General features: G+C 71.1%; 25 protein-coding genes. 6 read left to right on the top strand and 19 right to left on the bottom strand.

Translation table 11 applies throughout. From position 1 onward, the window contains the following. Positions 1-74: 74 nt before the first annotated feature. The 4 genes from HUT12_RS14190 to HUT12_RS14205 all read right to left on the bottom strand — a co-directional run bounded on the left by HUT12_RS14190 (position 75) and on the right by HUT12_RS14205 (position 4,263). Positions 75-695, bottom strand: a complete 621-nt coding sequence (locus tag HUT12_RS14190) for a DUF1775 domain-containing protein (RefSeq protein ID WP_176093687.1) — start codon at positions 693-695, stop codon at positions 75-77. Beyond that, positions 692-2,590, bottom strand: a complete 1,899-nt coding sequence (locus HUT12_RS14195; RefSeq protein WP_176093688.1) for a FixH family protein — start codon at positions 2,588-2,590, stop codon at positions 692-694. The genes HUT12_RS14190 and HUT12_RS14195 overlap by 4 nt, the downstream gene beginning before the upstream one ends. A 15-nt stretch (positions 2,591-2,605) precedes the next feature. After that, positions 2,606-3,313 carry a YcnI family protein gene (locus HUT12_RS14200; protein ID WP_176093689.1) on the bottom strand — a complete coding sequence of 236 codons (708 nt, stop codon included), beginning with the start codon at positions 3,311-3,313 and terminating at the stop codon, positions 2,606-2,608. A 110-nt stretch (positions 3,314-3,423) separates the two neighbouring features. Beyond that, a complete protein-coding gene (locus HUT12_RS14205; RefSeq protein ID WP_254876822.1) occupies positions 3,424-4,263 on the bottom strand; it encodes a class I SAM-dependent methyltransferase in 840 nt (279 codons plus the stop codon). 242 nt (positions 4,264-4,505) lie between these two features. Between HUT12_RS14205 and HUT12_RS14210 the strand changes: the two genes are divergently transcribed. Genes HUT12_RS14210 through HUT12_RS14220 form a run of 3 tightly spaced genes read left to right on the top strand, consistent with a single transcriptional unit; the run spans position 4,506 to position 5,568 of the window. Beyond that, the gene (locus tag HUT12_RS14210) at positions 4,506-4,868 is read left to right on the top strand and encodes a DUF2089 domain-containing protein (protein ID WP_176093690.1); all 363 of its coding nucleotides are present in this window, start codon (positions 4,506-4,508) and stop codon (positions 4,866-4,868) included. Beyond that, positions 4,865-5,125, top strand: coding sequence for a hypothetical protein (locus HUT12_RS14215; RefSeq protein WP_176093691.1), 261 nt, complete (start codon positions 4,865-4,867; stop codon positions 5,123-5,125). The genes HUT12_RS14210 and HUT12_RS14215 overlap by 4 nt, the downstream gene beginning before the upstream one ends. 20 nt (positions 5,126-5,145) lie before the next feature. Further along, complete coding sequence (locus HUT12_RS14220) at positions 5,146-5,568, top strand: hypothetical protein (RefSeq protein ID WP_176093692.1); 423 nt, start codon at positions 5,146-5,148, stop codon at positions 5,566-5,568. A gap of 42 nt (positions 5,569-5,610) precedes the next feature. On the opposite strand, the gene HUT12_RS14225 is transcribed toward HUT12_RS14220, so the two are convergent. From HUT12_RS14225 to HUT12_RS14285, 13 genes are all read right to left on the bottom strand, one after another. Next, positions 5,611-7,098: an FGGY-family carbohydrate kinase gene (locus HUT12_RS14225; protein WP_176093693.1), complete on the bottom strand. Its 1,488-nt coding sequence runs from the start codon at positions 7,096-7,098 to the stop codon at positions 5,611-5,613. After that, positions 7,088-7,609 (bottom strand): PPC domain-containing DNA-binding protein, encoded by a 522-nt coding sequence (locus tag HUT12_RS14230; protein ID WP_131053019.1) that lies wholly within the window; start codon positions 7,607-7,609, stop codon positions 7,088-7,090. The genes HUT12_RS14225 and HUT12_RS14230 overlap by 11 nt, the downstream gene beginning before the upstream one ends. Before the next feature lie 20 nt (positions 7,610-7,629). Then, positions 7,630-8,517, bottom strand: a complete 888-nt coding sequence (locus tag HUT12_RS14235) for a carbohydrate ABC transporter permease (RefSeq protein ID WP_131053020.1) — start codon at positions 8,515-8,517, stop codon at positions 7,630-7,632. 4 nt (positions 8,518-8,521) lie between these two features. Then, the gene (locus HUT12_RS14240; RefSeq protein ID WP_217705998.1) at positions 8,522-9,394 is read right to left on the bottom strand and encodes a carbohydrate ABC transporter permease; all 873 of its coding nucleotides are present in this window, start codon (positions 9,392-9,394) and stop codon (positions 8,522-8,524) included. A 133-nt stretch (positions 9,395-9,527) separates the two neighbouring features. Further along, complete coding sequence (locus HUT12_RS14245) at positions 9,528-10,877, bottom strand: sugar ABC transporter substrate-binding protein (RefSeq protein ID WP_161594951.1); 1,350 nt, start codon at positions 10,875-10,877, stop codon at positions 9,528-9,530. After that, complete coding sequence (locus HUT12_RS14250) at positions 10,874-11,713, bottom strand: cyclase family protein (RefSeq protein WP_131053023.1); 840 nt, start codon at positions 11,711-11,713, stop codon at positions 10,874-10,876. Before HUT12_RS14250 ends, HUT12_RS14245 begins: the two co-directional genes overlap by 4 nt. Continuing rightward, positions 11,710-12,531 carry a cyclase family protein gene (locus tag HUT12_RS14255; protein WP_131053024.1) on the bottom strand — a complete coding sequence of 274 codons (822 nt, stop codon included), beginning with the start codon at positions 12,529-12,531 and terminating at the stop codon, positions 11,710-11,712. The genes HUT12_RS14250 and HUT12_RS14255 overlap by 4 nt, the downstream gene beginning before the upstream one ends. Positions 12,532-12,623: 92 nt before the next feature. Then, positions 12,624-13,361 (bottom strand): GntR family transcriptional regulator, encoded by a 738-nt coding sequence (locus tag HUT12_RS14260; RefSeq protein ID WP_161594952.1) that lies wholly within the window; start codon positions 13,359-13,361, stop codon positions 12,624-12,626. A 400-nt stretch (positions 13,362-13,761) separates the two neighbouring features. Then, a complete protein-coding gene (locus tag HUT12_RS14265) occupies positions 13,762-16,575 on the bottom strand; it encodes a DUF5682 family protein (RefSeq protein ID WP_131053026.1) in 2,814 nt (937 codons plus the stop codon). Continuing rightward, positions 16,572-17,684: an AAA family ATPase gene (locus HUT12_RS14270; protein ID WP_131053027.1), complete on the bottom strand. Its 1,113-nt coding sequence runs from the start codon at positions 17,682-17,684 to the stop codon at positions 16,572-16,574. Before HUT12_RS14270 ends, HUT12_RS14265 begins: the two co-directional genes overlap by 4 nt. Positions 17,685-17,698: 14 nt before the next feature. Next, entirely contained in the window at positions 17,699-19,102 is a 1,404-nt protein-coding gene (locus HUT12_RS14275; protein WP_176093695.1) for a VWA domain-containing protein, read from the bottom strand. Further along, positions 19,099-20,496, bottom strand: coding sequence for a hypothetical protein (locus HUT12_RS14280; RefSeq protein ID WP_176093696.1), 1,398 nt, complete (start codon positions 20,494-20,496; stop codon positions 19,099-19,101). Before HUT12_RS14280 ends, HUT12_RS14275 begins: the two co-directional genes overlap by 4 nt. Then, positions 20,496-20,963 (bottom strand): hypothetical protein, encoded by a 468-nt coding sequence (locus HUT12_RS14285; protein WP_176095785.1) that lies wholly within the window; start codon positions 20,961-20,963, stop codon positions 20,496-20,498. The genes HUT12_RS14280 and HUT12_RS14285 overlap by 1 nt, the downstream gene beginning before the upstream one ends. A 360-nt stretch (positions 20,964-21,323) precedes the next feature. On the opposite strand from HUT12_RS14285, the gene HUT12_RS14290 reads away from it, so the two are divergent. Further along, on the top strand, positions 21,324-21,515 hold the full coding sequence (locus HUT12_RS14290; protein ID WP_176093697.1) for a hypothetical protein: 192 nt from the start codon (positions 21,324-21,326) through the stop codon (positions 21,513-21,515). Between the two features lie 43 nt (positions 21,516-21,558). Here the strand turns inward: HUT12_RS14290 and HUT12_RS14295 are convergent, their stop codons facing one another. Together HUT12_RS14295 and HUT12_RS14300 are read right to left on the bottom strand one after the other, a co-directional pair. Next, positions 21,559-22,014, bottom strand: coding sequence for an STAS domain-containing protein (locus tag HUT12_RS14295; protein WP_131054996.1), 456 nt, complete (start codon positions 22,012-22,014; stop codon positions 21,559-21,561). 230 nt (positions 22,015-22,244) lie between these two features. Then, complete coding sequence (locus HUT12_RS14300; protein WP_236145901.1) at positions 22,245-22,925, bottom strand: HAD family hydrolase; 681 nt, start codon at positions 22,923-22,925, stop codon at positions 22,245-22,247. A gap of 151 nt (positions 22,926-23,076) precedes the next feature. Between HUT12_RS14300 and HUT12_RS14305 the strand changes: the two genes are divergently transcribed. Together HUT12_RS14305 and HUT12_RS14310 are read left to right on the top strand one after the other, a co-directional pair. Further along, on the top strand, positions 23,077-23,829 hold the full coding sequence (locus HUT12_RS14305; protein WP_176093699.1) for an alpha/beta hydrolase: 753 nt from the start codon (positions 23,077-23,079) through the stop codon (positions 23,827-23,829). 417 nt (positions 23,830-24,246) lie between these two features. Beyond that, complete coding sequence (locus HUT12_RS14310) at positions 24,247-24,657, top strand: helix-turn-helix domain-containing protein (protein ID WP_131054994.1); 411 nt, start codon at positions 24,247-24,249, stop codon at positions 24,655-24,657. The last annotated feature ends 3 nt before the right edge of the window (positions 24,658-24,660 follow it).

Genomic DNA, 24,660 nt, shown 5'->3' on the forward strand with positions numbered 1-24,660 from the left:
CGACGATCGGCCGGGGCCCCTCCCGTTCCGAAAGACCGTACGGGCACTCCCGCTCCGGCAGGCCCCGCCGACGCCTACGCGGGCCGACGGGCGACCAGCAGACCCACCCCTGCGGCGAGAACGACGAACACGACCACCACGGTCACCGCCTGGCCCAGCGTCGCGCCCCCGCCCTCCGACGGTGTCCCGCCGCCTGCGGCGGCCGGCGGCCCGACGGACGCCTCCGGCGGGGTCTCGAGCACGGCGTTGGTCGCGATCAACCGTGGCGCCGGGTAGTCGCTGTCGGCGGTGCGGTCGATCCAGTCGAGCGAGTTGCCGTCGGCACACCGTTGCAGCACCGGGAAGTGCAACGTGTCGCCCGCCTGGGCCACGATCCGCGTGGTCACTCCCACCTCGGCGGTCTCCCGCCCCGGTCCGGTGAAGGTGACACGATCCCCGGAGAGCGCGGCGGACCACCCCTCCGGCTCCACGGTGCCGGTCGCGGTCACCCCCTCGGGCAGCGCGACGACCAGCTCGGTGGTGGGGGAGTCGTCACAACTGTGGTCGAAGGCGAACGTCAGGGTCGTGGTGCCGTCGCCGTTCGGCTTCGCCTCCGCGACCTCGACGTGCGCCGCTGCGGGCGCCGCCCCCCACGCCAGGTACGCGACCACACCGGTCGCCACGGCAGCCGCCCGGATCCACCGTCGCGTCCTCATCCGACGTCCACCGTGACGCGGGCGACCGGACTCTCGTACTTCGAGGTCCGCACGCTGACCTGGACCACCCAGGAACCGGCGAGCGGCAGGTCGACGACCGCCTCGTACCGGCCCGGCCCGGTCGGCGAGAGCGTCCGCTCCAGCGGACCGACGTCCATCGCGGGTAACTGGACCGTCAACCTCGGGTCGTCGACCGGTGCGATCGGCTGGCCCGCCGCATCGAGGATGTTCAGTTCCATCGAGTTCACTCCTACCACCCCGGGGGTCAGTCGGACGACGGCCCGACCCGACCCCAGCGGCGCCTCCGCCACGATCGGACGGTCCCCGGCGTCGGCCGGCGGACGCGTACCGGTGTCGGTGACCGGGCTCTGCGTGACCAGGAACCCGGTCGCGGCGACCACACCGACCAGCAGCGCCGCCTCCCACCGGACCGAGCGGCGCAGCAGCCGCCACGCCGCCGGAGGTCCCTCGTCGCGGTCGGTGGCCACCACCCGGGGCACCAGCCGGAAACGGTTGTGTGCGGCCACGGCCAGCACCACGACGGTCAGCCCGACCTTCGTCAGCAGGGCCAGACCGTAGGCCGTGCCCCACAGCGCCTCCCAGGACCCCAGGATGCGCCACCCGAGCAGCGCCCCGGCGACACCGAGCAGGCCGACGAGGACGGCGGCGGTGCGCGAGAACGCGGACACCGTACGCGCCGCCGCTCCCGGCGGCAGGTCGGCCGACCGGGCCAGCGTCCAGGCCAGGGCCGCCAGCCCGCCCAGCCACACCCCGGCGGTGACCACGTGCAGCACGTCGGCCGGGACGACCAGCCAGGCCGGACCGTAGGTGCGGGTGTGCCCGACCAGGGCGACCGCCCCCCAGGCGAGGACGACACCGGCGAACGCCACGGCCGTCAGCGCCGCCCGCCGGCCGGGACCGGTTGCCACGGCTGTCGGTGGTTCCTCGGCGGTCGGTGGGGCCTCGGCCACCACGGTGGCGGGCGCGGGGCCGACGGCCTCAGGGGCGGGCGGGAGCCCGACGGCCTCAGTCGTGGGCGGGGGCCCGGCGGCCTCAGTCGTGGGCGGGGGCCCGGCGGCCGGAGTGGCGGGCGGGGGCCCGGCGGCAGCGGTCGCCCACCACGCGGCACCCAGACCCAGCAGCACCAGCACGGAACTCAGGGACTCCTCGGCACCGAGCCCGGCGGTCCAGAGGGCGGGGTCGACCAGTCCGTCCAGGTTCCGGCCGTCCTGCCAGGCGGGGACGGCCGGCACCAGGACCAGCCGCGCCAGCACGGTCAGCCCCACCGACCAGGCGGCCAGCCGCCGCAGCCGCCGCCGCAGCACCGGCGCGTCGGCGCGCAGCAGGACCAGCAGGAAGACGAGTACGCCCGCACTGACCAACAGGCCGAGGTAGGCGAGCGCCTCGAAGACCTGACGCAGCACGTCCAGCCCGCGTCCCGGACTGCTCTCCGGCACCGCCACGGCGGAACTGCTCGGCGCGCCCACCGCGAAGCTGAACCCACCCGATACGGGATGGCTGTCGGCGGAGATCACCCGGAACGTGACGATGTAGGTGCCGCCGGGCAGCTCCGGCGGCACGGTCAGGACCACCGTGGTGTCCACCGACCGGCTGTCGCCGGACAGCTCCTCGCCGGCCGCGTCGAGCAGCCGCACGCCACCCGGGCGGACCGCGACCGGTTCGTTGAAGGTCAACGTGATCTGGCCCGGCGTGGTCGCCAGCACGGCACCGTCGGCCGGGTCGGTGCCCAGCAGGACGGCGTGGGCGGCGGCCGGGGTCGCCGGTACGACGGCCGCCAGCAGGCCGAGCAGGACGGCGAGCACGGCGGACCACGCCCACCGCGCTCGCCTGCCGGCTGCCGCCCGCCGTGCCGTCAGGCCGCTCGGGGACGTCACCTGCGTCTCCGCCCGTCAGGCCGTCCTGCGGGTACGCACCAGCGCCAGCCCGCCGGCCAGCAGACCCAGCGCGCCGAGGACCAGGGCGATCCACCCGACCGCGCCGGTGCCACCGTCGCTGGACTCCGTGCTCGTCTGCGCCACCGGCTGCACCGAGGCGTCGTCGGCGTCGCCGTCGGCCTGCGCGGTCAGCACGAACTTCGGTGCCGGGTACTCCAGCTCGTCGGCGTTCTGGCCCTCGGCGGGCAGCTGCACCCAGGGCGTCTCGCCCTGCTCGCAGGTCTGCACCGAGGGGAACGTGAGCGTCTCACCGGCGGCGTCAGGCAGCTTCACCGACAGCTCGAAGGTGTCCCGCAGGTCGTCCGGCAGCGGCGTCCTGGCGGTGTAGACCACCTCGGCGACCCGCTGGGTGACCTCGTTGCCGTGGCTGTCCTTGACCGGCGGGTTGAGGTCCGCCATCACCTTCTCCACCGTCCAGTTCGGATTCACCGTCGGCGTGACCGTGACGATCTGCTCGGGAATCTGGATGGACACCTTGGTCGTCGCCGAACCGTCGCAGCCGTGCGGCACACCCATCGTCAGCACCGCGTACGAGCCGGCGGTCGTCACCGACGGGCTGATCGTGACGTGCGCGGCGGCCGGTGAGCCGGTCAGCGCCACCGTCGCGGCGGTGAGGAGCCCGAGAGCACCGAGCTGTGCGACCCGACGACGTGTGAAGAGCATGTCTGGACGACCTTCCGGGAGGGGGTGCGGCGACCGGTGCGTACGCACCTCAGTTACCTGGTCGGGCACGCCCCGCCCGGAGTTCCCGGCATCGTCGGATTTCTGCCCGATCAGGAATCGGCGCGGGTGCCGAGGGCGAACCGGATGGTGGTGGTCAGCCGGAGCCCTGCGCCGTCGGGGGACAGCACGTCTGCCACGTCGGCGAGGGCGGCGGGCAGCCGCTCGGGCGGGATGCTCTCCAGGATCGCGCGGGATCCGTGTGACCAGACCCAGGCGACGAAGTGGTCGCTGTCGCGGAACCGGCTCTCGAACGGTACGTCCTCGACGGTGACCTGGTGGTAGCCGGCACGCCGCAGCAGGTCGCCGGTCGATTCGCGGGTGGCGAAGTCGTCCTCCCGGCCGGTGGCCGGTGGTTGGCGGCGCTCCGACGGCACGTGTCGGGCCAGCGTGCCGAGCGCCTCGCTGAAGCGCGGGTCGTAGGCGGCGAAGGTGGTGACACCGAGCCGCCCGCCGGGGCGCAGGAGCCGGTGGTAGGCGCGCAGTGCGGGCAGCGGCGCCGGCAGCATGAACACGACGAGTCCGGCGAGCACCGCGTCGAAGGTGGCCTCCGGCAGCGGGGGGTCCTCGGCGTCGGCGACCTCCACCCGGACGTTCGGCAGGCCGGCGGCGGCCACGTCGGCGCGGGTCAGGTCGACCATCGTCGGAGCCAGGTCGATGCCGACGACATCGCCGTCGGGCCCCACCGCCTGCGCCGCGGGCATCAGGACGGCACCTCGTCCGCATCCGACGTCGAGGACCTGTTGTCCCGGGCGCACCCCGGCCCGGCGGACCAGTTCCCGCCCCATCGGGCCGAAGAACTCCACACCGACGCGGTCGTAGGTGGCGGCGCTGCGGTCGAACACCGCCGCCGTGTCGTGGCTGGCGCGGCTCGCGCTGATTCGGTTACTCACGGGCTTCCCCCTGCGTCTCTGCTGGTGCCGTCGAATCATCGATCGTCGTGCCTCTATACCCAGCACGCCCGGACCTTAACGATCACGGTATTCGTTCCACCCTTCGCGCCGCGTTCGATTCCGGGTCGACGCGGTCGCTGGACCAAGATCACATTAACTATCCTCAGTTCTGGCCGTTGTAAAATTAAGAAAATCAAGGTACAAATAAGTCGCACGCAGGTCGACGGCGACAGGAGGCACAGGTGGACTGGCAGGAACTGACGGATCTGACCCGCGGGCAACCGTTCGTGGTCGAACGGGTCCGCCTGACCGACAACGGCGTCGCGGTCGAAGGACAGTTCGAGCCGCCGCAACTGGCGCAACTCGGTGTCGACGACCAGGTGTTCGTGGCCGCCTTCGTGCGGTCGCACGGGTCGATCAAGGAGATGGAGCGGATCTTCGGGGTGAGCTACCCGACGATCAAGTCCCGCCTGAACCGGATCGCCGCGCAGCTCGACTTCGTCGACACCGACCCGGCGCCCACCGGCGTCGACGTCGTCGACCGACTGCGGCGAGGGGAGATCGACGTCGCGCAGGCGCTGGCGGAGCTGGAGAGATCGCGATGATCCCGCAGCTGGTGACGATCCGTCACCGCCGCCCCGACGGCCGCTGCCGGCGACGATTCGTGCCGGTCCTGCCGGTCCTGCTGCTGATCAGCCCACTACTGCTGCTCGCCGTGCCGGTCGCACTGGTCGCCTGCCTGGTCACCCGGGTGAACCCGGTGGCCGCGCTCTGGGGCGTGGGACAGGTGCTGGGGGCCCTGCCCGGCACCCGGATCGAGATCGCGCAGGGCGACAAGACCCTGCTGGTAAGCGTCAGATGAGTCGAGGAAGAGGGACCGACATGAACGAACAGCGCCGCCAGATCCTGCAGATGCTGGCCGACGGAAAGATCACCGCCGACGAGGCGGAACAGCTCATCGGCGCCCTGGAGCGTGAGCAGCCGGAGTCGCCGTCGGCCGTCCTGACCCGCCCGAAGGCCCGACCCAAGTACCTGCGCGTGATGGTGACCACGCAGGACGAGGACGGTCCGGGCCGGGTCAACATCCGGGTCCCGCTGCAACTGCTGCGCGCCGGGGTGCGCCTCACCAGCCTGGTCCCTCCGCAGGCACTCAGCAAGGTCAACGTCGAACTGGCCAAGTCGGGCGTACCCATCGACCTGACCCAGCTCAAGCCCCAGCACATCGAGGACCTCGTCGAACAGCTCGACGACATGACCATCGACGTGGACCAGTCCGAGGCCAAGGTGCAGGTCTTCTGCGAGTGACCCTCGCCCCGGAGGTCACTCCGCATCGTGGCCCTGGAGGTCTCAGCCGGCCTCCGCCCGTTCGGTCATCCCATGGACGATGTCCCGGGTCGCCGGATACAGGGAACGGTATGCCGTGTAGCCACGGTGGTAAGCGGCGGCCGTCGACGGATCCGGTTCCACCCGGGCAGCCCACCGTGTCCAGTCGTCGTCGCGGTCGACCAGCCCGACCGCGAGGCCGGCAAGGTAGGCGTCGCCGTAGCTGGCCCCGATCGTCTGCTCGGGGACCAGCTGCGGCTGACCGGTGACGTCCGAGATGATTCGGGTCCACAGCGGACGGGCGCCCCCGCCCACCGCGATGACCCGCTCGGGTGGCGTCAACAGACCGGCCATCTCGTCGAGGTGGTGCCGGACCGCGTACCCGATTCCTTCCAGCACCGCCCGATAGAGATGTCCACGCCCGTGGTCGAGGGTCAGGCCGGCGACGACACCACGCGCCTTCTCGTCGAACAACGGAGTTCGCTCGCCCGCGAAGTACGGCAGCACCACCAGGTCGTCGGCGCCGGCGGGCACCACGGCGGCCTCGGTGGCCAGCCGCTCGTAGTCGGTCCCGCCGACGAGATCGCGCAGCCACTCGACCACCGCACCCGAGGTGGCGGTGCCACCCGCGACGCAGAAGCTGCCGGGAAAGAGGCCGGTGGTCGCCCACAACCTCGGATGGACGACCGGTGCGGTCACCGTGCGGGTGAGGAACATGGTGGTGCCGTACATCAGCATCAGGTCGCCGGCTCTGGTGGCACCCACGCTGGCGGCCTCAGCCCAGGCGTCGATCGTGCCGGCGGTGACCGGGACGCCCTCGGGCAGGCCGGTGAGCCGTGCGGCGTCACGCGTGACCCGGCCGGCGATCTCGGTGGGCCACAGCAGTCTCGGCAACTCCAGTCCCGGGGCGATCTGCGTGGCCAGGTCGTCGATCCAGGACTGCCCGTGTAGGTCATAGAGCGGGTCGCTCTGGCTGGCCGAGTGGTGGTCGAGGACGTACTCACCGGTGAGCCGGAACACCAGGAACGAGCTGGCCATGAAGAACCGACAGGTGTCCGCCCAGACCTTTGGCTCGTGCCGTCGGACCCACCGCAGCTTCGGGCCAACAGCCTGACTGGTCAACCGGTTGCCGCCGCGCCGGACGATCTCGTCGGCACCGATGGCGTCGGTCAGTTCGGCGATCTCCGCTGTCGCCCGGGTGTCGACGCCGTACAGGATCGCGGGTCGCAGCGGCCGTCCCTCCATGGTGGCCGGCAGGACGCACGGACCGATGCCGCTGACCGCGACGGCGGCGACCGGCCCGGGAGCCGCCGCGAGCAGGTCCCGCACGATGGCGACGAACTCTGCCCACCAGATCGCCTCGGCGTCGTGCTCCACGTGGCCCGGCCGGGGCCGCGACACCCGGTGCGGGCGGGTCGCGACGGCCAGTACGGCCCCGGCCGGATCGGTGAGGACGCCCTTGCTGCTCGACGTGCCGATATCCACGCCGAGCAGGCAGGGGTCACCGGCCATCGGCAGGTCCCGCGTCGCACCCGTGCAGGCGGATCTGCGGCAGACCGGTGACCTCCCGGTCGTACTCGCGGTCGATGCGGATGTCGGTCAGCTCCTGGAGGAAGACCTCACCCTGGCTCCAGACGGTGGCCCGGAAGACGTGTCCGCCACGGACGTTGCCACCCGCCTCGGAGAACAGGGCGTGGCAGTGCGCCCACAGCTTGCCGTCGAGGGTGGTGACGTTGCCCTGGATGGAGAGGATCTCCATCGGGCGTTGCAACACGACGGTGTCGATCTCGTCGGCGAACTCGTGCTCGCGGTGGATCGGCAGCGTGGTGATGTCTCGGGGGTTGCGCAGGTAGACCTCCTGGATGGTGCCGATCACCGAGAGGATGACGGCGGTGTGTACGCCGTGGTCACGGCACACCTGCTCGATCGAGTCGGTCAACTGGGCGCCGGGCTTGATGCTCGCGGCGATCACACGGCCGTTGCCGGCGGCGCGACTGACGACGGCGGGTACGGTGCTGGTCATGGTGCCTCCCGAGGTGCTGGTTACTTGACGCTGCCCATCGTCATTCCGGTCACGATGTGCCGCTGCGCGGCGAGGGTGAGGACGAAGACGGGCAGCATGATGATCGAGGCGTAGGCCATCATCGGCCCCCAGTCCAGGGACGCCTCGTGGACGAAGTTGAAGACGGCCACCGGCAGGGTGCGGCTGTCGCCGTCGGAGAGGATCAGCGCCATCTTGAAGTCGTTCCAGCTGAAGATGAACGCGAGGATGCCGGCGGTGAGCATGCCGGGTCGGGTCAGCGGCACGGCGATCCGCCAGAACGTCTCCAGCTTCCCGCACCCGTCGACCTGCGCCGCGTCGTGGACCTCGTCGGGCAGGGCGGCGAAGAAATTCACCATGATGAAGACGGTGAGCGGGAACGTGATGATGACGTGCGACAGGATCAGTGCCGGGTAGGTACCGACCATCCGCAACGCGGTGAACGCGACGAAGAACGGCACCAGATAGGCCACCCCGGGTAGCAGACGGGCGGTCAACAGTGACAGCGACAGTTTGGTCTGCCGGTAGCGGGCGATGCTGTAGGCCGCAGGCACACCGATGAGCAGCCCGAGCAGGCTGGAGCAGGTGGCGACGACCAGGCTGTTGGTCATGTAGCGCGCGAACGGGGTGCGGGTCAGCGCCGCCTGGTAGTTGTCCAGGGTGGGCGTGAAGTCGAACCACTTCGGCGGGATCGTGTAGATGTCGACCTGTTGCTTGAACGACGACGTCAGCATCCAGAAGAACACGAACAGCGCCGGAGCGAGCGCGACGGTGACGGTGACGGCGAGCGCGATCCGACCGAGGATCGATCCACGCCGTCGGCGAGGTCTGGCCACCGGTCGGGTCGGCGGTGGCGCGGTGGCTCGGGTGGCGGTCAGGATCTCGGACATCGGTTCACCCCTGGTCGGTCCGCGCCCGGAGGCGGGTGAAGACGATCGCCACGACGAAGACCAGCAGGGTCAGCCAGACCAGCAGCATCGACCCGTACCCGAAGTGCAGGTACGACAGGCCCTGCTTGAAGGCGTACAGGTTGAGGGTCTCCGAGGCGGTGCCGGGACCGCCGTCCGTGATGACTTTGATGATGTCGAACGTCTTGATGGCGTCGATGAGTCGGAACAGCGCGGCGACGAGGATGACCGGGCTCAACAGCGGCAACGTGACGCTGACGAAGGTACGCACCGGCCCGGCGCCGTCGACCTTGGCTGCCTCGAACGGTTCCTGCGGAAGTGCGGCCAGCCCGGCCAGCACGATGAGCATCACCAACGGTGTCCACATCCAGGTGTCCACGATCGCCAGTGCCGGGATGACGAGGTTGGCGTCACTGATCCAGAGCAGGGTCGGTCCACCGACGGACTGCACGAGGTAGTTAAGGATGCCGATGGTCGGGTCGAACATCATCTTCCAGACCAGGGCGACAGCGGCCGGCGTCGCGATCATCGGGAACATGAACAGGGTGCGGGCCACCCCTCGACCAGGGAAGCGCTGGTGGAACAGCAGGGCCGCGCCGACGCCGAGCACGACCTGCAGCCCCACCGACAGGGTGACGAAGTAGACGGTGCGCCAGATGCTGCCCCAGAACTGGCTGTCGCCCAGTGAGCGGGTCAGGTTGTCCAGACCGACGAACTCCGGTGGTCGCAGCCCGCCAGACCACTCGTGGAAACTGAGATAGACGGTGTAGCCGATCGGGAACGCCAGCATCGCGACGACGACGATCAGTGCCGGGGCCGGCAGGATGTACCGGTCGTAGCGGTCCAGGACGTCGAGCAACGTGCGGCGGGGTACGGGCTGCGGGGGCTTGCGCGCAGACCGTGGGGGGCTTTCGGTGAGCGGAGCCATCGGGACCAGGTCCTCCCTTGCGAGGTCCGCGGCCGGAGGCGGGGCCTCCGGCCGCGACCGATCACTAGCGCATCGCGTCGAGCAGGCCCTGCAGCTTGTCGTTCTGCTGGTCGGCCGTCCGCTTGAGGGCGTCGCCGGTCTGGCCTTCCAGGCCCTTGTTGGCGACCAGTCCCGCGATCTCGCGGGCCTCGACGCCCGGGGTCACCGGCGGGTTCATCCGGGCCCGTGCCGTCTCGGTGCTGCTCAGCACCACCTGGGTGAACTCGGGAGTCTTGTCCGCCTGCTTGAACTCGGGCGACCCCCAGGCCGACGCACGCGGGCTGGGCCAGCCGGTGAGTTTCAGGTCGAGGTTCATCTGCTTGCTGGTGGCCCACTGGATGAAGTACCAGGCGGCGTCACCCTTCTCGGAGAAGGGGTTGATGCCGTAGCCCCAACCGCCGATGAACGGCGCGGCGTCGCAGTCGGCACGGGGGACGGTGGTGTACCCGACGTTGCCGGCCACCCGGGACTTCGTCGGATCCTCCAGGTCCTTGACGAACAGGTTCACGTCCAGGAAGGCGAAGACGTTGCCCTGCGCGAACTGCTGGGAGGGCACCGGCCAGTCGAATCCGGCGATGCCGGGCGGCCCGTACTTCGTGCCGAGCTGTCCGTACGCCTCGTATGCCTTGAGCGCCTCCGGCGTGTTGATCGCGGCCTTGCCGTCGGCGACCCACTCACCGCAGTGCGCGTACAGGAATGACGAGAACGGTGTGGTCGTCTGGTACGGGATGCCGCGCAGCGCGAAGCCGTACACCCGGTTGCCGGGGTCGTGCACGGCCGCAGCGGCGGCGTCCCACTCCGCGAAGGTGGTCGGCACCTCCAGACCCGCCTTCTCCAGCAGGTCCTTGCGGTAGTAGACCAGGTCGGTCTGCATCTCCCAGAGGACGGTGACGGTCTGCTCCTCGACCGTCATCGCCTTGCGGATGCCGGCCCCGAAGTCCTCGAAGTCGTACTCCGGGTTGGTCATCCCCGGGTTGGTGAGGTAGGGACCGAGGTCGGTGTACCAGCCGTTCTTGGCGAACTGCAGGCCGTCGACCTCGGGGAAGGTCGCCATGACGTCGAAGTCCGAGGCCCGCGAGGTGAGCCGCACCGGCAGGTTCTGCCGGTAGCTGGTGACGTCGGACCCCTCGATCTCGACGGTGATGCCGGTGAGGTCGGTGAACTCGGCCAGCCCGGCCCGCAGACTCTCCACCTGACCGGTGTCGGCCACGTAGACCTTGATCGACTGGCCGTCGTAGCGCTTCCAGTCGAAGGTGTCGCCGGTGTATTCCGGACCCTGGTTCCCGGCGCCGCCCCCGCCGCAGGCGGTGACGGCCAGCGTCGCGGTCAGGGCTATCGCGAGGGTTCGTGTTATCGATCGAAATGATTGTTTCATGTCGGTTCTCCTGACGAGAAGACCGGTGCTTCGGGAGCACCGTCGTCGCCGGAAATCTGGGCGACCACGGTGCAGGGCACCTCGCCGACGCCCTGCACGTTGAGCGGGGCGAGGGTGAGCCGGATCCGGCGCCCGGCGAGGGCGCCACATCCGACCAGTCCGGCCACGGTCCAGATGGACTCGGTCAGAGCCAGGGTGGCGGCCCAGTCGTGCCGCACCTTCTCGGGCCGGTAGTGGTGGAGATAGATCGTGGCAGCGTCCGACGGGTACGCCGGGCGAAGCCAGGGCTGTAGTGCGGTCCACTCGGTCCGGGCGTGGTCGCCACCCGGCCGGTCGAGGTACAGGCAGTCGGTGAGCAGCATGTCCGACGAGTTGGCGCGGAGGCGTTCGACCAGCAACTGGGCCGCCGTGACGCTGAGGTAGGGCCCGTCGAGGTAGTACGCCGCGTCGGCGAAGCGATCCGGATCGTCCCCCCACCCCGTGGCCAGGACCACCGCGTCACCGGCCCGCAGGTCGGCGTCGTCCAGAGCGGCACGGATCGCGTCAGCGGAGATCTCGCCGCCCGGCCCCACCGGGCAGGACAGCACGACCGCCGCCCGGCCGAGCAGCCGCTGTGGTGGCAGCTGGTCGACGGTGGCTCCGGTCGGCGAACCGAGCGCCGGACCCAGCAACCGGGTCGCGGAGCCACTGCCCATGGTGATGTGGAAGAGGTTCGCGCCGTTGTAGGTCAGGGTGGCGATCTCCTCGGTCCGGTACGGCGCCTCCCAGGGGAAGAAGCTGCCGGCCGGTGACTCGGTGGTGATCGGGCGGGTCAGGTTGATGGTGCGCAGGGTCATCGGGCCTCTCCCGCCTCGTCGCCGTCCACGGCCAGCACGGTGCACGGGGCTCCTTCGGCTCCCGCGAGGAACAGGGGCAGCACGGTGATCCGGACCCGCTTGCTGCGCAGCGCGCCGCAGTTGGCCACCGCGGCGACCGGGGACATCGCGAGATGCAGGACGACCGACGACCCCCAGTCCGGGGCACCGCCGCCGGCCCCGCGTTGCGGCGTGTAGTGCCGCATGTAGATGCGGGCCTGCGGGGAGGGGAACGGCGGACGGTCCCACGGCTTGCGGGAGGCCCACTCCGGGAACATGAAGCCCTCGCCGAGATTGCCGATGTACGCGCAGTCGGTCAGCATCAGGTCGCTACCGCGTTCGGTCATCACCTCCGCCAGCCGCTTCGCGCCGTCCAGCGAGAAGTGCGGGGTGGTGGTCGCGTAGTCGTCACCGAGAGTGCGGTAGCGCTCGTCGTCGCCCCACCCGGTGCGCAGCAGCACGGCGTCACCGTCGCGGTAGTCGGGATCGCCGACGACGGCGCGCTCGATGTCGTCGGCCTCGATCTCCTCGCCGGCCTGCTTCGGGATGTCGATGACGACCGTCTCGCGGTCGACCAGCGTGCCGTAGTCGAGTTCGTGGATGCGGGGTGCGTCGTCGTCGTAGCAGGCGCCGAGCATGAGACGGGTGCCCGCCTCGCTGTGGAAGCTCATGTGGTGGGTCGAGACACCCTGCCGTTCGTGAGTCGTCACGGGCGTGAGCTGGAACGGGGAGTCCCAGGCCCACACGTTGCCGACCGGCATGAACGGATAGAGCGGCAGCGTCAGGTTGACTGTTCTCATCGGGCCTCGCTATCTCTCGGTGCGGTCCGGGGCATCGGCCTGGCGAGGTTCCGGCGCAGGGTCGATCAGGCGCCGGCGGCGCACGGGGTCGATCAGGCGCCTGGGGCAGCCTGCGGAAAGTAGAGACGGGGCTGGGCGGCCGCCCAGCGGCTGCGTTGGTCGGCCATCACGCCGCCGACCAGGTAGACGTGGTGGATCACCTGCTCGGAGATGGCCTCGGCGTCACCGTCACGCACGACGCCGAGCAGGACCCGGTGCGACTCCGCGATGTCCTGCACGCCCAACGTCGGGCCGACCATGTTGAGCCACAGACGGAAGAGCACATGCTGCTCGTCCCAGGCCTTCATGATCCGGGGAAGTCCGCACGGCGCGCAGAGGGCGCGGTGGAACCGGTAGTCCAGGTCGGCGATCCGGCGGGTGTCACCGGCCGCCGACGCCTCGTGCATCTGGGAGATCAGATCCTCGAGGTCGGAGACGTCGGACGGTCGCAGCCGCGGTGACGCCTGCTGGTAGGCCAGGGTCTCCAGCACGGTGCGGACCATGTGCAGTTCGTGGACGTCGTCCTCGGTCAACTGGACGACGCGGGTGGTGCGCGCGGACTCCTCGACGAGCAGGCCGTCCCGCTTGAGTAGCCAGATGGCCTCGCGCAGTGGCGCGCGGCTGACGCCGAGTTGCCGGGCCAGCGACTCCTCCACGATCCGGGTGCCCGGCGGCAGAGTGCCGTCCAGGATCGCCGCCCGCAGTACGTCGTAGGTCGACTCGCTGAGCACGACCTTCTGGGGCACGCGCAGCGAGGTGACGGACGATGCGGGTTCGGCCGAGTTGACCATGCGACAACCTTCCCGAAGGGGGCCCGGATTTGATGAAGCCCGGCGACTTATCGTCGACGGTGTACGGTAGACGGAAACGTAGCCGTAACATGAATGACCCGTCAAGAGGTCAGCTCGGCCGGGTCTGGACGCCCGAAAGCGCTGGTAGACGCTCTGTGAGCGAAGGGTCGACGCTGAGCAGCCCGGGGCATCGCGACGCCGCCGTAGCGCGGACGTGACAGCCGAATCCGGGATTGCGTCGATGGGCATCAACCGGGGGCACGGACGAGTGGCCTGCGGCCGAGCGGAGTGAGCCGGCGGCGACGCATACATACCGCGCGCCGCACGGGGTCGGGCGCCATGCATCCCGCAGACGCCGCTTGCGGCGCGTGGGGCGCAGATGCCCCACGCGCCGCCGGTGCTACCTGTCGGACAACAGTGACGCGACCGCCTCGGCGGTGCTCGGGTGCGCCTCCACCAGGACCGCCGCACCGCTGCGGGGAGCACACCAGTCGCCCCGTACACCGAGGAGGCCGGCGACCGCGTCCACCGGCTCCGGATGAGCGGCCAGCAGGGCGTGCACCGGCCCGGCCGCCCCACCGGAGAAGCGCGGCGCGACGGTGGGGACGGCGGGGGAGGTACGCAGCCAGGGCGGGACCCACGAGTCCAACTCGGAGAGTGTGCCCGGGAACGTGCGCCCCGCCTCGCGGACCAGCAACGGCACCGACTCGGCGCCGTGCTGCCGCAGGGTGGTGACCAGGTTGGGCAGCCAGGGCAGCAGGACCGGGTCGGGCAGTCGGGCGAACGCGGTGGACATCGTCTCCACCACGAACGGCGCGAGCCCCGGCACCGGTTCCAGCGCGTGCACGAACCCGGACAGATACTGCGGGAAGGCCGGCACCACCAGCGGGTTGGCCAGCAGCTCCTGGCACTGGGCCCGCAGCTCGGTCAGAGGCAGCAGACCGAGCTGGTGCCGGGCCGCCCAGAGCAGGGCCACCTTGGCCGGCGCCTCCGGATGGGACTGACCCACCGCGAGTTCGAGCTGGGACCGGTCGCAGCCGAGGGAGAGCGCCAGACTCTCCAGGCTGAACAGGAACCCGAGCATCGCCCCGACCTGCCGGACGCCGGTCTCCTCCTCGACGAACGCGGTCGGCAGCAACGTGCAGTAGTGGGCGTACCCGGTGGTCACGAACGCCGCGCACCAGGCCGGCAGCGTCGGCGCGGTGGCCTGGTGGTGGGCGAGCAGCCGGCGGATCCGGCGCAGCACGCGCGGCGCGTCGTCGACGGTGCGTTCGGCGGCGAGCAGCTCCACCGCCCGGGCACCCAGTTCGTCGACCAGCCGAGGGCTGTCCAGCAGCCGGATGGCGTCCTCGACGGCGGCGAGAGCACCGGCGGCGGTGGCGTCCGGGCCGTGTGCCGCCCGACGCAGGCGCTGTTCCAGCACCTGCTCGACGGTCACCCCCTCGTACCCGAGTTCGATCAACGCGCGTTGGTGACGGCCCAGCGCCAGATCCCAGCTCTCCTGGATGGACCGGTGGCCGAGCCGACGCTCACCCATGATCGGCCGGACCGCGTCCGGCGGCAGCACGTGCCGCAGCATCCAGAGCAGGTCCGAGCAGCCGGCCAGCTCCGGGTTGCCGTGCAGATCCAGCAACGCCCGCTGCATGGTCCGCTTCTCCAGGTCCAGACCGAGCGGCTGGAGCCGGTCCAGCACGTCGCGGGCCAACGGCGGCAGGGCGTCGTAGCCGACCTGCCCGATCCGGTCCCCGCCGAGCAGGATCTCGCAGAGCCGCCGCACGTCACGTCGACCCGGCACCACGTCCTTCTCGATGCAGGTCACCGCCGCGTCGGCGAAGTCGTACGGGGTGGGCCGGGCCCGGTTGCGCAACCCCGCCAACAGGATCGAGGTCTCGAACACCGCGATCGCGTCGGCGGTGCTGGCCAGGTAGCCGTTGCGCCGGGCCAGCCGGACGATGTCCACACACCACCGGCGCAGCTCCGCCTCGTCGAGCCCGTCGAGGGCGGGTGGCGCGGCGAGGAACCCGGAGAGCCGGTCGCTGACCGCCTCGTCCGGTGCCGGATCCGGCGCGGCGCGTCCCCGCCGGCCCCGGGGCGTGCCACCCCGCTGACCGTCCAGCCGGTACGGCGTCAGGCGTGACCCGCTCACCGCCTTGGTCCAGCTCGCGGCCGCGATCGACACCGATCCGGGTGCGAGACCGAACTGGGCCTCGATCGCCGAGTGGCTGGACGGGATCAGGCCGTACCGCCACCGCGTCGCGGTACGCGGGGAGATGTCGAAGTCCGGGGCGGTGGAGTCCAGGCCGAACTGCGCGACGCGGCTGGCGGCGTGGAAGGCGCCGCAGACGTAGAGGCAGTCCTCGGGGTCGGCCCCGGAGGCGGCCAGGTGCTGCCGGATCCGGGTCCACATGTAGCGTTCCCGGTCCTCGTCGCGGTCGGTGCGGTCCGACCCGACGGGACGCAGCCGCCGGAACAGGCTGCCGATCAGCACCATCACCTGACGGTAGGTGTCGTGGTCGGCGACGGTGAGCGGCCGTTCGACGTACTGGTCCCACCACTCCGACCAGTGCCGCACCTTGCCGTGGTGCAGCAGGTGCGCCTCCAACTCGGCGAACCGGGGACGCAGGTCGCCGATCTCCACGCCCACCGCGTCGCCGTGCAGGGCCGCCTGCTCGCCCGCCTCGGCACCGCTCTCCGCGCCGGCCACCTCGCCCTGGGGCGGGGTCCCGCCCCGGGGCGACCACTGGAAGACGTGATCGGTGGAGCGGTCGACCAGCACCAACTCCACCCCGGGCGTCTCCAACGCGTACGCGATCGCCTGGTACTCGGCGGACGCCTCGGTGACCGGCGCGATCACGCTGAGCGGACCCCACGCGGCGGGGAAGCCGTCGAGTTCGGAGGCGAACGCCTGCACCGCCACCGGCAACCGACAGTTGCGCAGTTCCCCCAGCAACGGTCGGAGGTCCTCGCAGAGCTCCAGATAGATCACCCGAGGCTGCTTGCTCCGCAACCGGCGCACCATGGCCAGCGCCGAGGCCGGCGAATGGTGGCAGACCGGGAAGATCTCCAGCCGCTCGCCCAGGGCGCGGTCCACGTCGTCGACGATCCCGGCGAGGATGTCGGCCAGCGCGTCCGGACCGCCCGCGAAGGCGGCGGCCGCATCGGTGAGCTGGTCACGCAGGGCACCGAACGCGCCGACGGCGGCGGGGGCGCTCATGACAGGGCGGCGATCGCCTGACGGCCACCGTCGAGGAAGCCGCGCCATTCACCACCGTCCTGGGTGGCCCGGGGCTCCACCACCGCGTGCAGGTACTTGTTGAGGATGGCCAGGTCCTCCGGGCTGCGTCGGGCCAGCGACCCCATCAGCGACCCGGCCAGCGTCTCGGCGCGCAGCGTCCGGTCGCCGAAGAACTGGCTGTGCAGGATCGCGTCCTCCAGCACCCCGATCTGCTCGGCGGTGGAGAGCGCCGACTCCAACTTCTCGTCGTCGCTGGTCGCCGACGCGGCGGCGGCCCGCAGGTCGGCGAAGCTCTGCAGCAGGATGTCCAGCAGCGTCGGCGGCACGTCCAGCTCCACGTGGTGCCGGCGCAGCAGCTCCTCGGTGCGGAACCGGACGATCTCCGCCTCGCTGCGCTTGTTGGTGACCACCGGGATCCGGACGAAGTTGAAGCGTCGCTTCAACGCCGACGACAGGTCGTTGACGCCCCGGTCCCGGCTGTTGGCGGTCGCGATGATGGAGAACCCGGGCTGGGCGAAGACGATGTTGTCGTCGTTCAGCTCGGGGATGGAGACGTACTTCTCCGACAGGATGGAGATCAACGCGTCCTGTACGTCACTGGTGGAGCGGGTCAGCTCCTCGAAACGCCCCACCACGCCCTGCTCCATCGCGGTCATGATCGGCGACGGGATCATCGACTCGCGCGACTGTCCCTTGGCGATGACCATCGAGACGTTCCACGAGTACTTGATGTGGTCCTCGGTGGTGCCGGCGGTGCCCTGCACCACGAGCGTGGAGTTGCGGCAGATCGCCGCCGACAGCAGCTCGGCGAGCCAGCTCTTACCGGTGCCCGGGTCACCGATGAGCAGCAGGCCCCGGTCCGACGCCAGCGTCACGATGCTGCGTTCGACGAAGCTGCGGTCGCCGAACCACTTCTGCGGGATCTCCCGGTCCAGACCGTCGGCGCGTTCCGAACCGAGCACGAACAGCCGGACCATGCGCGGGCTCAACCGCCAGGAGTACGGCTTCGGACCGGTGTCCACCGACTCCAGGAAGTCGAGTTCGTCGGCGTACTTGACCTCGGCGGGGGCACGCAGCATCTCGGACATCAGGGGTGTCTCTCCTAGGTGAGGAAGCTCTTGAGCTCGAAGACGAGTTTGCGGATGTGGCCGGAGACGACCGGGGTGCCCAGGTCCTTGAGGCGCTGCCGGAACCAGGGGTTGACGCTCTGCTGGCCGGAGCTGCTGACCGAGCCGACCGGGATGAACCGCACCCCCGACCGGTGCACCGCCTCGATGCCGTCGAACAGGGGTTGGGACCGGCCGAACTCGTAGAAGTCCGAGATCCAGACCATCACCGTGTTCCTCGGCTCGACGATCTTCGGGCGGGCCATCGCCATCGCCAACGGCCCGTCGTTGCCACCGCCGAGGTTGGTGCGGAGCAGGACCTCGAACGGGTCGTGCACCCACGGGGTCAGGTCCAACGCCCGCGTGTCGTACGCGATCAGGTGCACGTCGACCTTGGGCAGCCCGGCGAAGATAGACGCCAGGATGGTGCAGTTGACCATGGAGTCGACCATCGACCCGGACTGGTCCACCACCACGATCAGCCGCGACGGCGTGGTCTTGCGCGCCGTCTGCCGGTAGTAGAGCCGGTCGACGTAGAGGCGCTCGTCCTCCGGACTCCAGTTCGTCAGGTTCTGCCAGATGGTGCGGTCCAGGTCGAGGTTGCGATAGACCCGCTTGGGCGGCACCGACCGGTCGATGCTGCCGACGCTGGTCTGCGCGACCTGGGTCCGCAACACCTCGGCGACCTCGTCGACGAAGCGGCGGATCAGCGCCTTGGCGTTGGCCAACGCGACGCCGGAGAGATTGGACTTGTCCCGCAGCAGCTGCTCGATCAGCGACATGCTGGGCGTGAGCTGGCGGGCCAGCGTCGGGTCCGCCAGCACCTCCCGCAGGCGCATCCGCCGGACCAGGTCACCCTCGATCCCGGCGAGGGTGGGGCCGAGCCCGGTGCCCTGCCGGCGCAGCTCGCCGGGCGCGCTGCCGAGCGCCTGCTCGAACCACCCGGCGTCCGCCTGCCAGCCGGCCAGTTGACTCGCGGTGACCGGCCCCGCACCGGTGGCGAAGACGTTGAGCAGCAACTTCGACACCAACGCGGCTCGCCGGACCTCGGCCTCACCGGGCTGATGCGGCCCGCCGGTCGACCCGGCCTCCGCCTCGGTGCCGGCCTCCGCCTCGGGGTTGGCCTCAGCGTCGGTGCCGGCCTCAGCCTCGGGCTTGGGGCCGGTGTCTACGAGCAGGCCCCGCAGTTCGTCGGCCACCTCGGGGAAGCGTTGCACCACGGTGTCCACCGACACCGACGGGTCCAGCAGGGCGGCCGGCAGGCCGAGGTCCTCGACCACGGCCATGCTCGCCGACTCCAGGGTGGGCTGCTCGTCCGGGTCGAAGATCCGACCCAGCAGCCGCCAGTAGAGCACCTGCCGCCGGTTCGCGGCGGCCCGGTCGTCGGGGGAGTGGGTCATCGGCGCAGCAACCGTCCCGCGCGTTCGCGCAGCACGGCCACGGCGTCGCCCGCCCTGGCCTCGGCCTTGGCCACCTTCGGGTCGGTGACACCCTCGGCCCAGTCACCGTTGTGCGCCTCGACGGGCGCACGTTTGACGCTGGCCTGCACCGCCAGCGGCTGCACCCACCACCGCCCGTCGTCCCAGCGGGCCAGGCCGAGGCATGCGGTCGAGGCGGCCACGAGTGCGGCGGTGAGCGGACCGGCCGCCGGCAGCCGCTCGACGGCGACGCCGATCGACTCGCCGTCCCGGTCCAGGGTGAGCCCGTCGCCACCCTTGCGTACCCGGTAGCCCTCCAGCAGGACCGGCTCGGCGATCGCGGCCGGATGCCGGTCCAGCGGGGCGGTGGCCGCCGCCGTCGCGTCGGCGAGCAACAACCGGCCGGTGGCGAACGGGTCGGCCGGCTCGCCCGGCCGGGCCTGCGCCTCGCACCAGGTCAGGTCTGCGCCGCGCACCGGCAGGTCGGTGACGGTCGCCGACCGACGCTGCGCCACCGCCGCCAGCAGCACGGGGTACGCCGCCAGGAGCCGCCACACCGCCGGCCCGGTGATCGTCTCGACCTTCGCCGCCGCCACCGCCGTACGGACCAGTCGGGCCGGTCCGCCGTCGGAGGGTTCGAGCACGGCGTGCACCTGCACCTGCACCGCCGTGGCGTGCTCGTGCACGTCCACCCCGAGCGGGAGCAGACGCCCGGAGACCCGCTCGACGTCGTCCACCGGACCGGACCGGTCCTGCGCGAGCAGCACGGCGCGGCTCCACAGGTCACCCCAGCGTCGGGCCGGCACCTGCGGCATCGTGGCCACCGGCAGGCTCGCCCGCACCTCGGCGGCGAGCCCGTCGAGCAGCACTGCCATGCGGCGCAGCCGTGGCTCGGCCAGGGCGGCCTCGACCGGCGAGCCGACGGCGGAGAGCAACTCGTGGTCGACGCCGCGCCAACCGGCCACGGCCACCTCGTGCAGCCAGGCTGCGGCCGCGCCGCTCGCGGCAGTGGGCTCGACCGGTGCACCGGCCGGTGCCGCCCACGGGGCCCGGTCCCGCCCGACTGCGGTGTCGAACCGGTCGAGCAGTGCGTCGTGCGCCGCACCGAGCAGCGCTGACCGGGTGCCCGCCAGGACGGCGAGGTCGTCGGGGCCGAACCCGCCCGCCGTCACCCGGCCCACCGCGTCGGCCGCGCAGGCGCCCAACGGGGTGCCCGCCACCGCGTCGGCCAGTGCCGTCAACGCTGCCGTGGCCTCGTCCCCGACCCGTGCGAATCCGCTGACCAGTGCCGCGTCGAAGCCGGCCACCACCGTGTCGGCATCGGCCAGGCCCGCCGGAAGGTCCTGCTGCAGGTGTGCCAACTGGGTGCCGAGCATCAGCGAACCGCCCCGGTTGCCGGGAACCAGTGCAGCTCGGGCAGTGCGGTGCTGCTGTCCGGCAGTTCGAGGTAGGCCAGGTGGCGCAGGAACCGGCTGAACACCACGGCGGCCGGGGTGGGCTCGTGCCGGGTGTCCATCCGGGCCAGCAGGTCGGCCCCGCCGCGCACCTCGTCACCGGCGTCGACTCGCAGGTACCGGGCGACGCGCGCGACACCGTACTGCAGGACGGCCTCCTCGGCGAGGGCCTGGAGATGCTTGCAGGGCGCACCCCGCAGCCCGCCGCATGGCCGGTTGTTGTTGGTGCTGCAGTGGTAGGCGTGGGTGCCGGCGGTCACCGACGAGACGTAGACCCGATCGATGTCCGAGCCGCTGGAGACGACTCCCTGCAATCGGCCGTCGGCCAGTTCGACGAAGGGCACCTTAGCCAGCTTGCGGGGGCGGGCCGGCGGCACCACCGCCACCACGCTCCGCCGCCGCCAGGCGGTCCCGTCCAGGTCCGTCACCGCAATCCTCCCGCCCGCTGCGGACTCGGCGTCCGCCGTGGTGATGCGTGCGCCGACCGGTCCCGGCGCCGCCGTGCTGACAAGATCATGGCCCACGGGTACGACATCCCGCCGCGCCGAGGTCGTCCCACCATCCGCCGACCACCAGGCCATCCTCCTAGGATGCTCTACGGGAAGTGTGCGCTCTCTCACCCGCACCCGGCAGGTGCAACGACGGGGGAACCCGGCGTTAACCTCGCGGCCCGCGATCGCCGACGGTGGGCAGCCGGAGGCGTACCTGCGGATCCGCATCTCGAACTCTTCGCGGTCTGGAGGTAGGGCGTGACGTACGACGACGACCACATCCGGATTCTGCTGACCCAGGCGGTGCCGGTCCTGCGGCCCCCGCAGGACCGACTCGACCTGGTGGAGCATCGCGTCCGCCGTCGCCGCCAGTGGATCGCCGCCGGTAGCGCGCTGGCGGTGCTGCTGGCGGCCGGACTGACCGTCGGCGGCATCGGGGCCGCCGGTTAGGCCGACCGCCACCGGCGTAGACGCTGTCTGCCGGGTTGACCTGTCAGCAGGATGCCGGTCGATCCGGCTGTCCCGCGTCCACGAGACGTCCCGGAACGACGGCGGCCGGCGGGCGGTGGGGGCCGGTCACCTCGCGCGTGATCGACGCGGTCTGTCCGGCGAGGTGGCCGGACGCCCGCAGGACGTGCTCCGCGCCGCTGAGCGCGATCACCCTCGCCGTGCCGCTGGTGGCGGTGACGGTGATCCGTTGCCCGCGTGCGGCGGCGGTCTCCCCGATCACGAGCAGCGCGGAGAGAGCGGCGCAGTCGAGATACCTCAGCGGAGTCAGGTCGAGCACCAGATGGGTGATCCACTCGGGGGTCAGGAGTAGTCCGAGGTGGTGCTGGATGCGCGTGGCGGTGGCCAGATCGGCCTCACCGGACAGGGTCACGTGCCGGGTGCTCGGGCTGGCGTCATAGTGGTGGAATTGCAGGAGTTCCTGGTCAGTGACGACATTCATGCGAATGCTCGGTCCCTGCCCTGGCGAAGGGCACTGGCGCGGCCGGATGAGGTTGCCACCATCGATCCGGCGCCGGGGAGGACAGCGCTTCAGGTGCCGACCTCGACGTGGCGCGTAGGACGCCTTGCCTCGACCGTACCCGCCGCCGGCGACCGATGCCACGCCCGCCGGTGCCGCAGTGGCCGACCGGGGTCGGGATCGCCGTCCGGCGACCCCTGCTCCGCCGCAGGTCACCCGCTGGAGACCGGGGTGACCGGATCGAGCTGCCGGACCGCGTCGACGATGGCGGGGAAGGCGTCGACGAAAGCGTCGACGTACCGGGGGTCGAAGTCCGCGGGCGTCCGGATCCGGCTCTGCAGACAGCCGATGAAGTGCAGGCCAGCGCCGCCGGCAGCCAGCGCGTCTCCGGGAGAGTCCCCTACGTAGACGCACTGGGCCGGCGGCAGTCCCGTGGACGCCAGGAGTTCGTCGAAGGCGCGGGGGTCCGGCTTGCGGAAGCGCATGTTCCCGGCGTGGTAGACGCCGCTGATCCGGGTGGCCAGGACGTGGTCCGGTGCCAGCATGTGCCGGATCTCGGCCTCGGTCCGCGACGTCAACAGGAACACCTTCCGGCCGGAGAGCACGAACTCGTCCAGTGCCCGCAGGTTCTCCGGCGGGACCACGTCCAGACGACCGTCGGCGACGTGCCGCTCCAGCGCCCGCTGGTGCAACGCGGTGAACCGGGCCAGGTCGAGGCCGGGCGATCGGATGGGCATGGCGTCCAGCAGTGGTGCGCCCCACGTCGACAGGTGGACGTGCGGGGGGATCGGAGGTCGGCCCATCTCCGCCAGCACCTCGTTCTCCAACGCGAGCGCGGCGGCCTGGGTGAGACACAGGGTGTCGTCGACGTCCACGATCACGGCCCGGATCACTCGCCCAGCGTAGACTTCTTCCGAGTCCGTGCGAGAGACCGAGGAGGTGGCACCCGTGACGTTGTGGAAATGGGCGCTCCCCTCTGGGGCCACGGTCGGGCGATAGGTCGTCCGGGAGCGCCGTTCACGAGCACTCCCGAAAGGCACGACCATGCGATTCACTACCGCGCATCGGCTCGACGACGGCGTCCGCGAACGCGAATTCGTCCTCGGCGAGATTCCCGGCATTCTGTGGACGCCCGCGTCCGCATCCGCGCCGGTCCCGCTGATTCTGCTCGGCCACCCCCCGCTCGGACTGCGCACGATGTACCCCCGTCTGGTGGCGCGAGCCCGGCACGCCGTGGCAGAGGGCTTCGCGGCAGCCGCCATCGAGCTTCCCGGCAGCGGTGACCGGCCCCGTTGGGCCGCCGCCGAGCAGGCCCGTGTCGATCTGCGCCGGGCGTTGGAGGCCGGTGAGCCGGTCAGCGACGAGATCGTCGACGCCCTCGTCCTACCGCTCGTCGACAAGGCGGTCCCGGAGACGCAGGCCGCCATGGACGCGCTTCTGTCGCTGCCCGAGATCGGCGGCCCGGTCGGGTACTCAGGGGGATTGATCTCCGTTGGTATCCGGCTCGCGGTGGTCGAGCCCCGTATCGTGGCCGCCGGTTTCTTCGCCGGGAGTCTCGTGCCTCGCATCATGTTCGAGCAGGCACGCCAGGTCACCATTCCGCTTCACGTGCTGTTGCAGTGGGATGACGAGGGGAACGACCGGCAGGCGGCCCTGGACCTGTTCGACGCTTTCGGCTCGACCGAGAAGACGCTGCACGCCAACATGGGCGGACACACCGGTGTCCCGCAGTTCGCCGGGGAGGACGCGGCCCGGTTCTTCGCCCGGCACCTGCGCCCGGTGCCCGCGAGCGCCTGACCGGACTCGGGGAAGCGCATCATGGCGCCGCCGGTCGGGTGATGTGTGATCCCAGGTGGCCCGGGGCGTGCACCGCCCCGGGCCAGGCGCCAGGGGGGCGGGCGTTCCGGACGCGGAGGGCAGACGAGCCCTGCGCCCGCTACCGGCCGCCCGAGATGCGGCAACGCACGCCGTGACAGCCTGCGTTTCCCCGTGCCGTGCCCACCACTGACGCTCGTCACCCGACACTGATACCGATTCGACATCTGCCGGTGGCCGTGGATGTCTTTGGGTATCGGGCAGTGTCCGCTACGGTGTCACTGCCACAATAGTTGTCGAGTGCAGCTCAGTAGAGCACAGCGCCGCGACGTTCAGCAACTATCGTGGTCGACCCCGGACGGGTCGCGACGGATGTCGCAGGTGGATCGGAAGGTGGTCATGGCCGACGTTGGTAGCGCCGACGGGCCGACCTCGTTCGCGGCCCGATTGCGGCACCTGTTCGAGACGCGACTCAAGCCCGGCACCGACAAGGCGTTCTCGCCGGACGAGGTGGCCAGGGCGACCGGTCTGTCCACCAGCTACGTCAACTATCTGCTCCGGGGAGAGCGTGACAATCCGTCGCGTTCGGCCATCCAGCAACTGGCCAACTTCTTCCGGGTGGAGCCGAACTTCTTCTTCGACCGGGTGACCGACGCCGAGTCCGTCAGCGACCCGGATCTGGAGACGATCACCGTGCTCGCCCGCCGGATGCCGCCCGGCGCGCCCCGGGCCAGTCTGCGGGCGATCGTCGAGCAGGTTGCCGCGCTGGAGGCACGGAGCAAGGCGCGCCGGGACCGCTTCGACCCGTAGCGC

The organism is Verrucosispora sp. NA02020, assembly GCF_013364215.1.
Taxonomy (GTDB): Bacteria; Actinomycetota; Actinomycetes; order Mycobacteriales; family Micromonosporaceae; genus Micromonospora.

Excerpts from the sequence above, each read along its gene's own strand:
- HUT12_RS14190 (WP_176093687.1), bottom strand. The coding sequence starts at position 695 with ATGAGGACGCGACGGTGGATCCGGGCGGCTGCCGTGGCGACCGGTGTG.
- HUT12_RS14200 (WP_176093689.1), bottom strand. The coding sequence starts at position 3,313 with ATGCTCTTCACACGTCGTCGGGTCGCACAGCTCGGTGCTCTCGGGCTC.
- HUT12_RS14215 (WP_176093691.1), top strand. The coding sequence starts at position 4,865 with ATGATCCCGCAGCTGGTGACGATCCGTCACCGCCGCCCCGACGGCCGC.
- HUT12_RS14220 (WP_176093692.1), top strand. The coding sequence starts at position 5,146 with ATGAACGAACAGCGCCGCCAGATCCTGCAGATGCTGGCCGACGGAAAG.
- HUT12_RS14225 (WP_176093693.1), bottom strand. The coding sequence starts at position 7,098 with ATGGCCGGTGACCCCTGCCTGCTCGGCGTGGATATCGGCACGTCGAGC.
- HUT12_RS14230 (WP_131053019.1), bottom strand. The coding sequence starts at position 7,609 with ATGACCAGCACCGTACCCGCCGTCGTCAGTCGCGCCGCCGGCAACGGC.
- HUT12_RS14235 (WP_131053020.1), bottom strand. The coding sequence starts at position 8,517 with ATGTCCGAGATCCTGACCGCCACCCGAGCCACCGCGCCACCGCCGACC.
- HUT12_RS14245 (WP_161594951.1), bottom strand. The coding sequence starts at position 10,877 with ATGAAACAATCATTTCGATCGATAACACGAACCCTCGCGATAGCCCTG.
- HUT12_RS14250 (WP_131053023.1), bottom strand. The coding sequence starts at position 11,713 with ATGACCCTGCGCACCATCAACCTGACCCGCCCGATCACCACCGAGTCA.
- HUT12_RS14255 (WP_131053024.1), bottom strand. The coding sequence starts at position 12,531 with ATGAGAACAGTCAACCTGACGCTGCCGCTCTATCCGTTCATGCCGGTC.
- HUT12_RS14260 (WP_161594952.1), bottom strand. The coding sequence starts at position 13,361 with ATGGTCAACTCGGCCGAACCCGCATCGTCCGTCACCTCGCTGCGCGTG.
- HUT12_RS14265 (WP_131053026.1), bottom strand. The coding sequence starts at position 16,575 with ATGAGCGCCCCCGCCGCCGTCGGCGCGTTCGGTGCCCTGCGTGACCAG.
- HUT12_RS14270 (WP_131053027.1), bottom strand. The coding sequence starts at position 17,684 with ATGTCCGAGATGCTGCGTGCCCCCGCCGAGGTCAAGTACGCCGACGAA.
- HUT12_RS14275 (WP_176093695.1), bottom strand. The coding sequence starts at position 19,102 with ATGACCCACTCCCCCGACGACCGGGCCGCCGCGAACCGGCGGCAGGTG.
- HUT12_RS14280 (WP_176093696.1), bottom strand. The coding sequence starts at position 20,496 with ATGCTCGGCACCCAGTTGGCACACCTGCAGCAGGACCTTCCGGCGGGC.
- HUT12_RS14295 (WP_131054996.1), bottom strand. The coding sequence starts at position 22,014 with ATGAATGTCGTCACTGACCAGGAACTCCTGCAATTCCACCACTATGAC.
- HUT12_RS14305 (WP_176093699.1), top strand. The coding sequence starts at position 23,077 with ATGCGATTCACTACCGCGCATCGGCTCGACGACGGCGTCCGCGAACGC.
- HUT12_RS14310 (WP_131054994.1), top strand. The coding sequence starts at position 24,247 with ATGGCCGACGTTGGTAGCGCCGACGGGCCGACCTCGTTCGCGGCCCGA.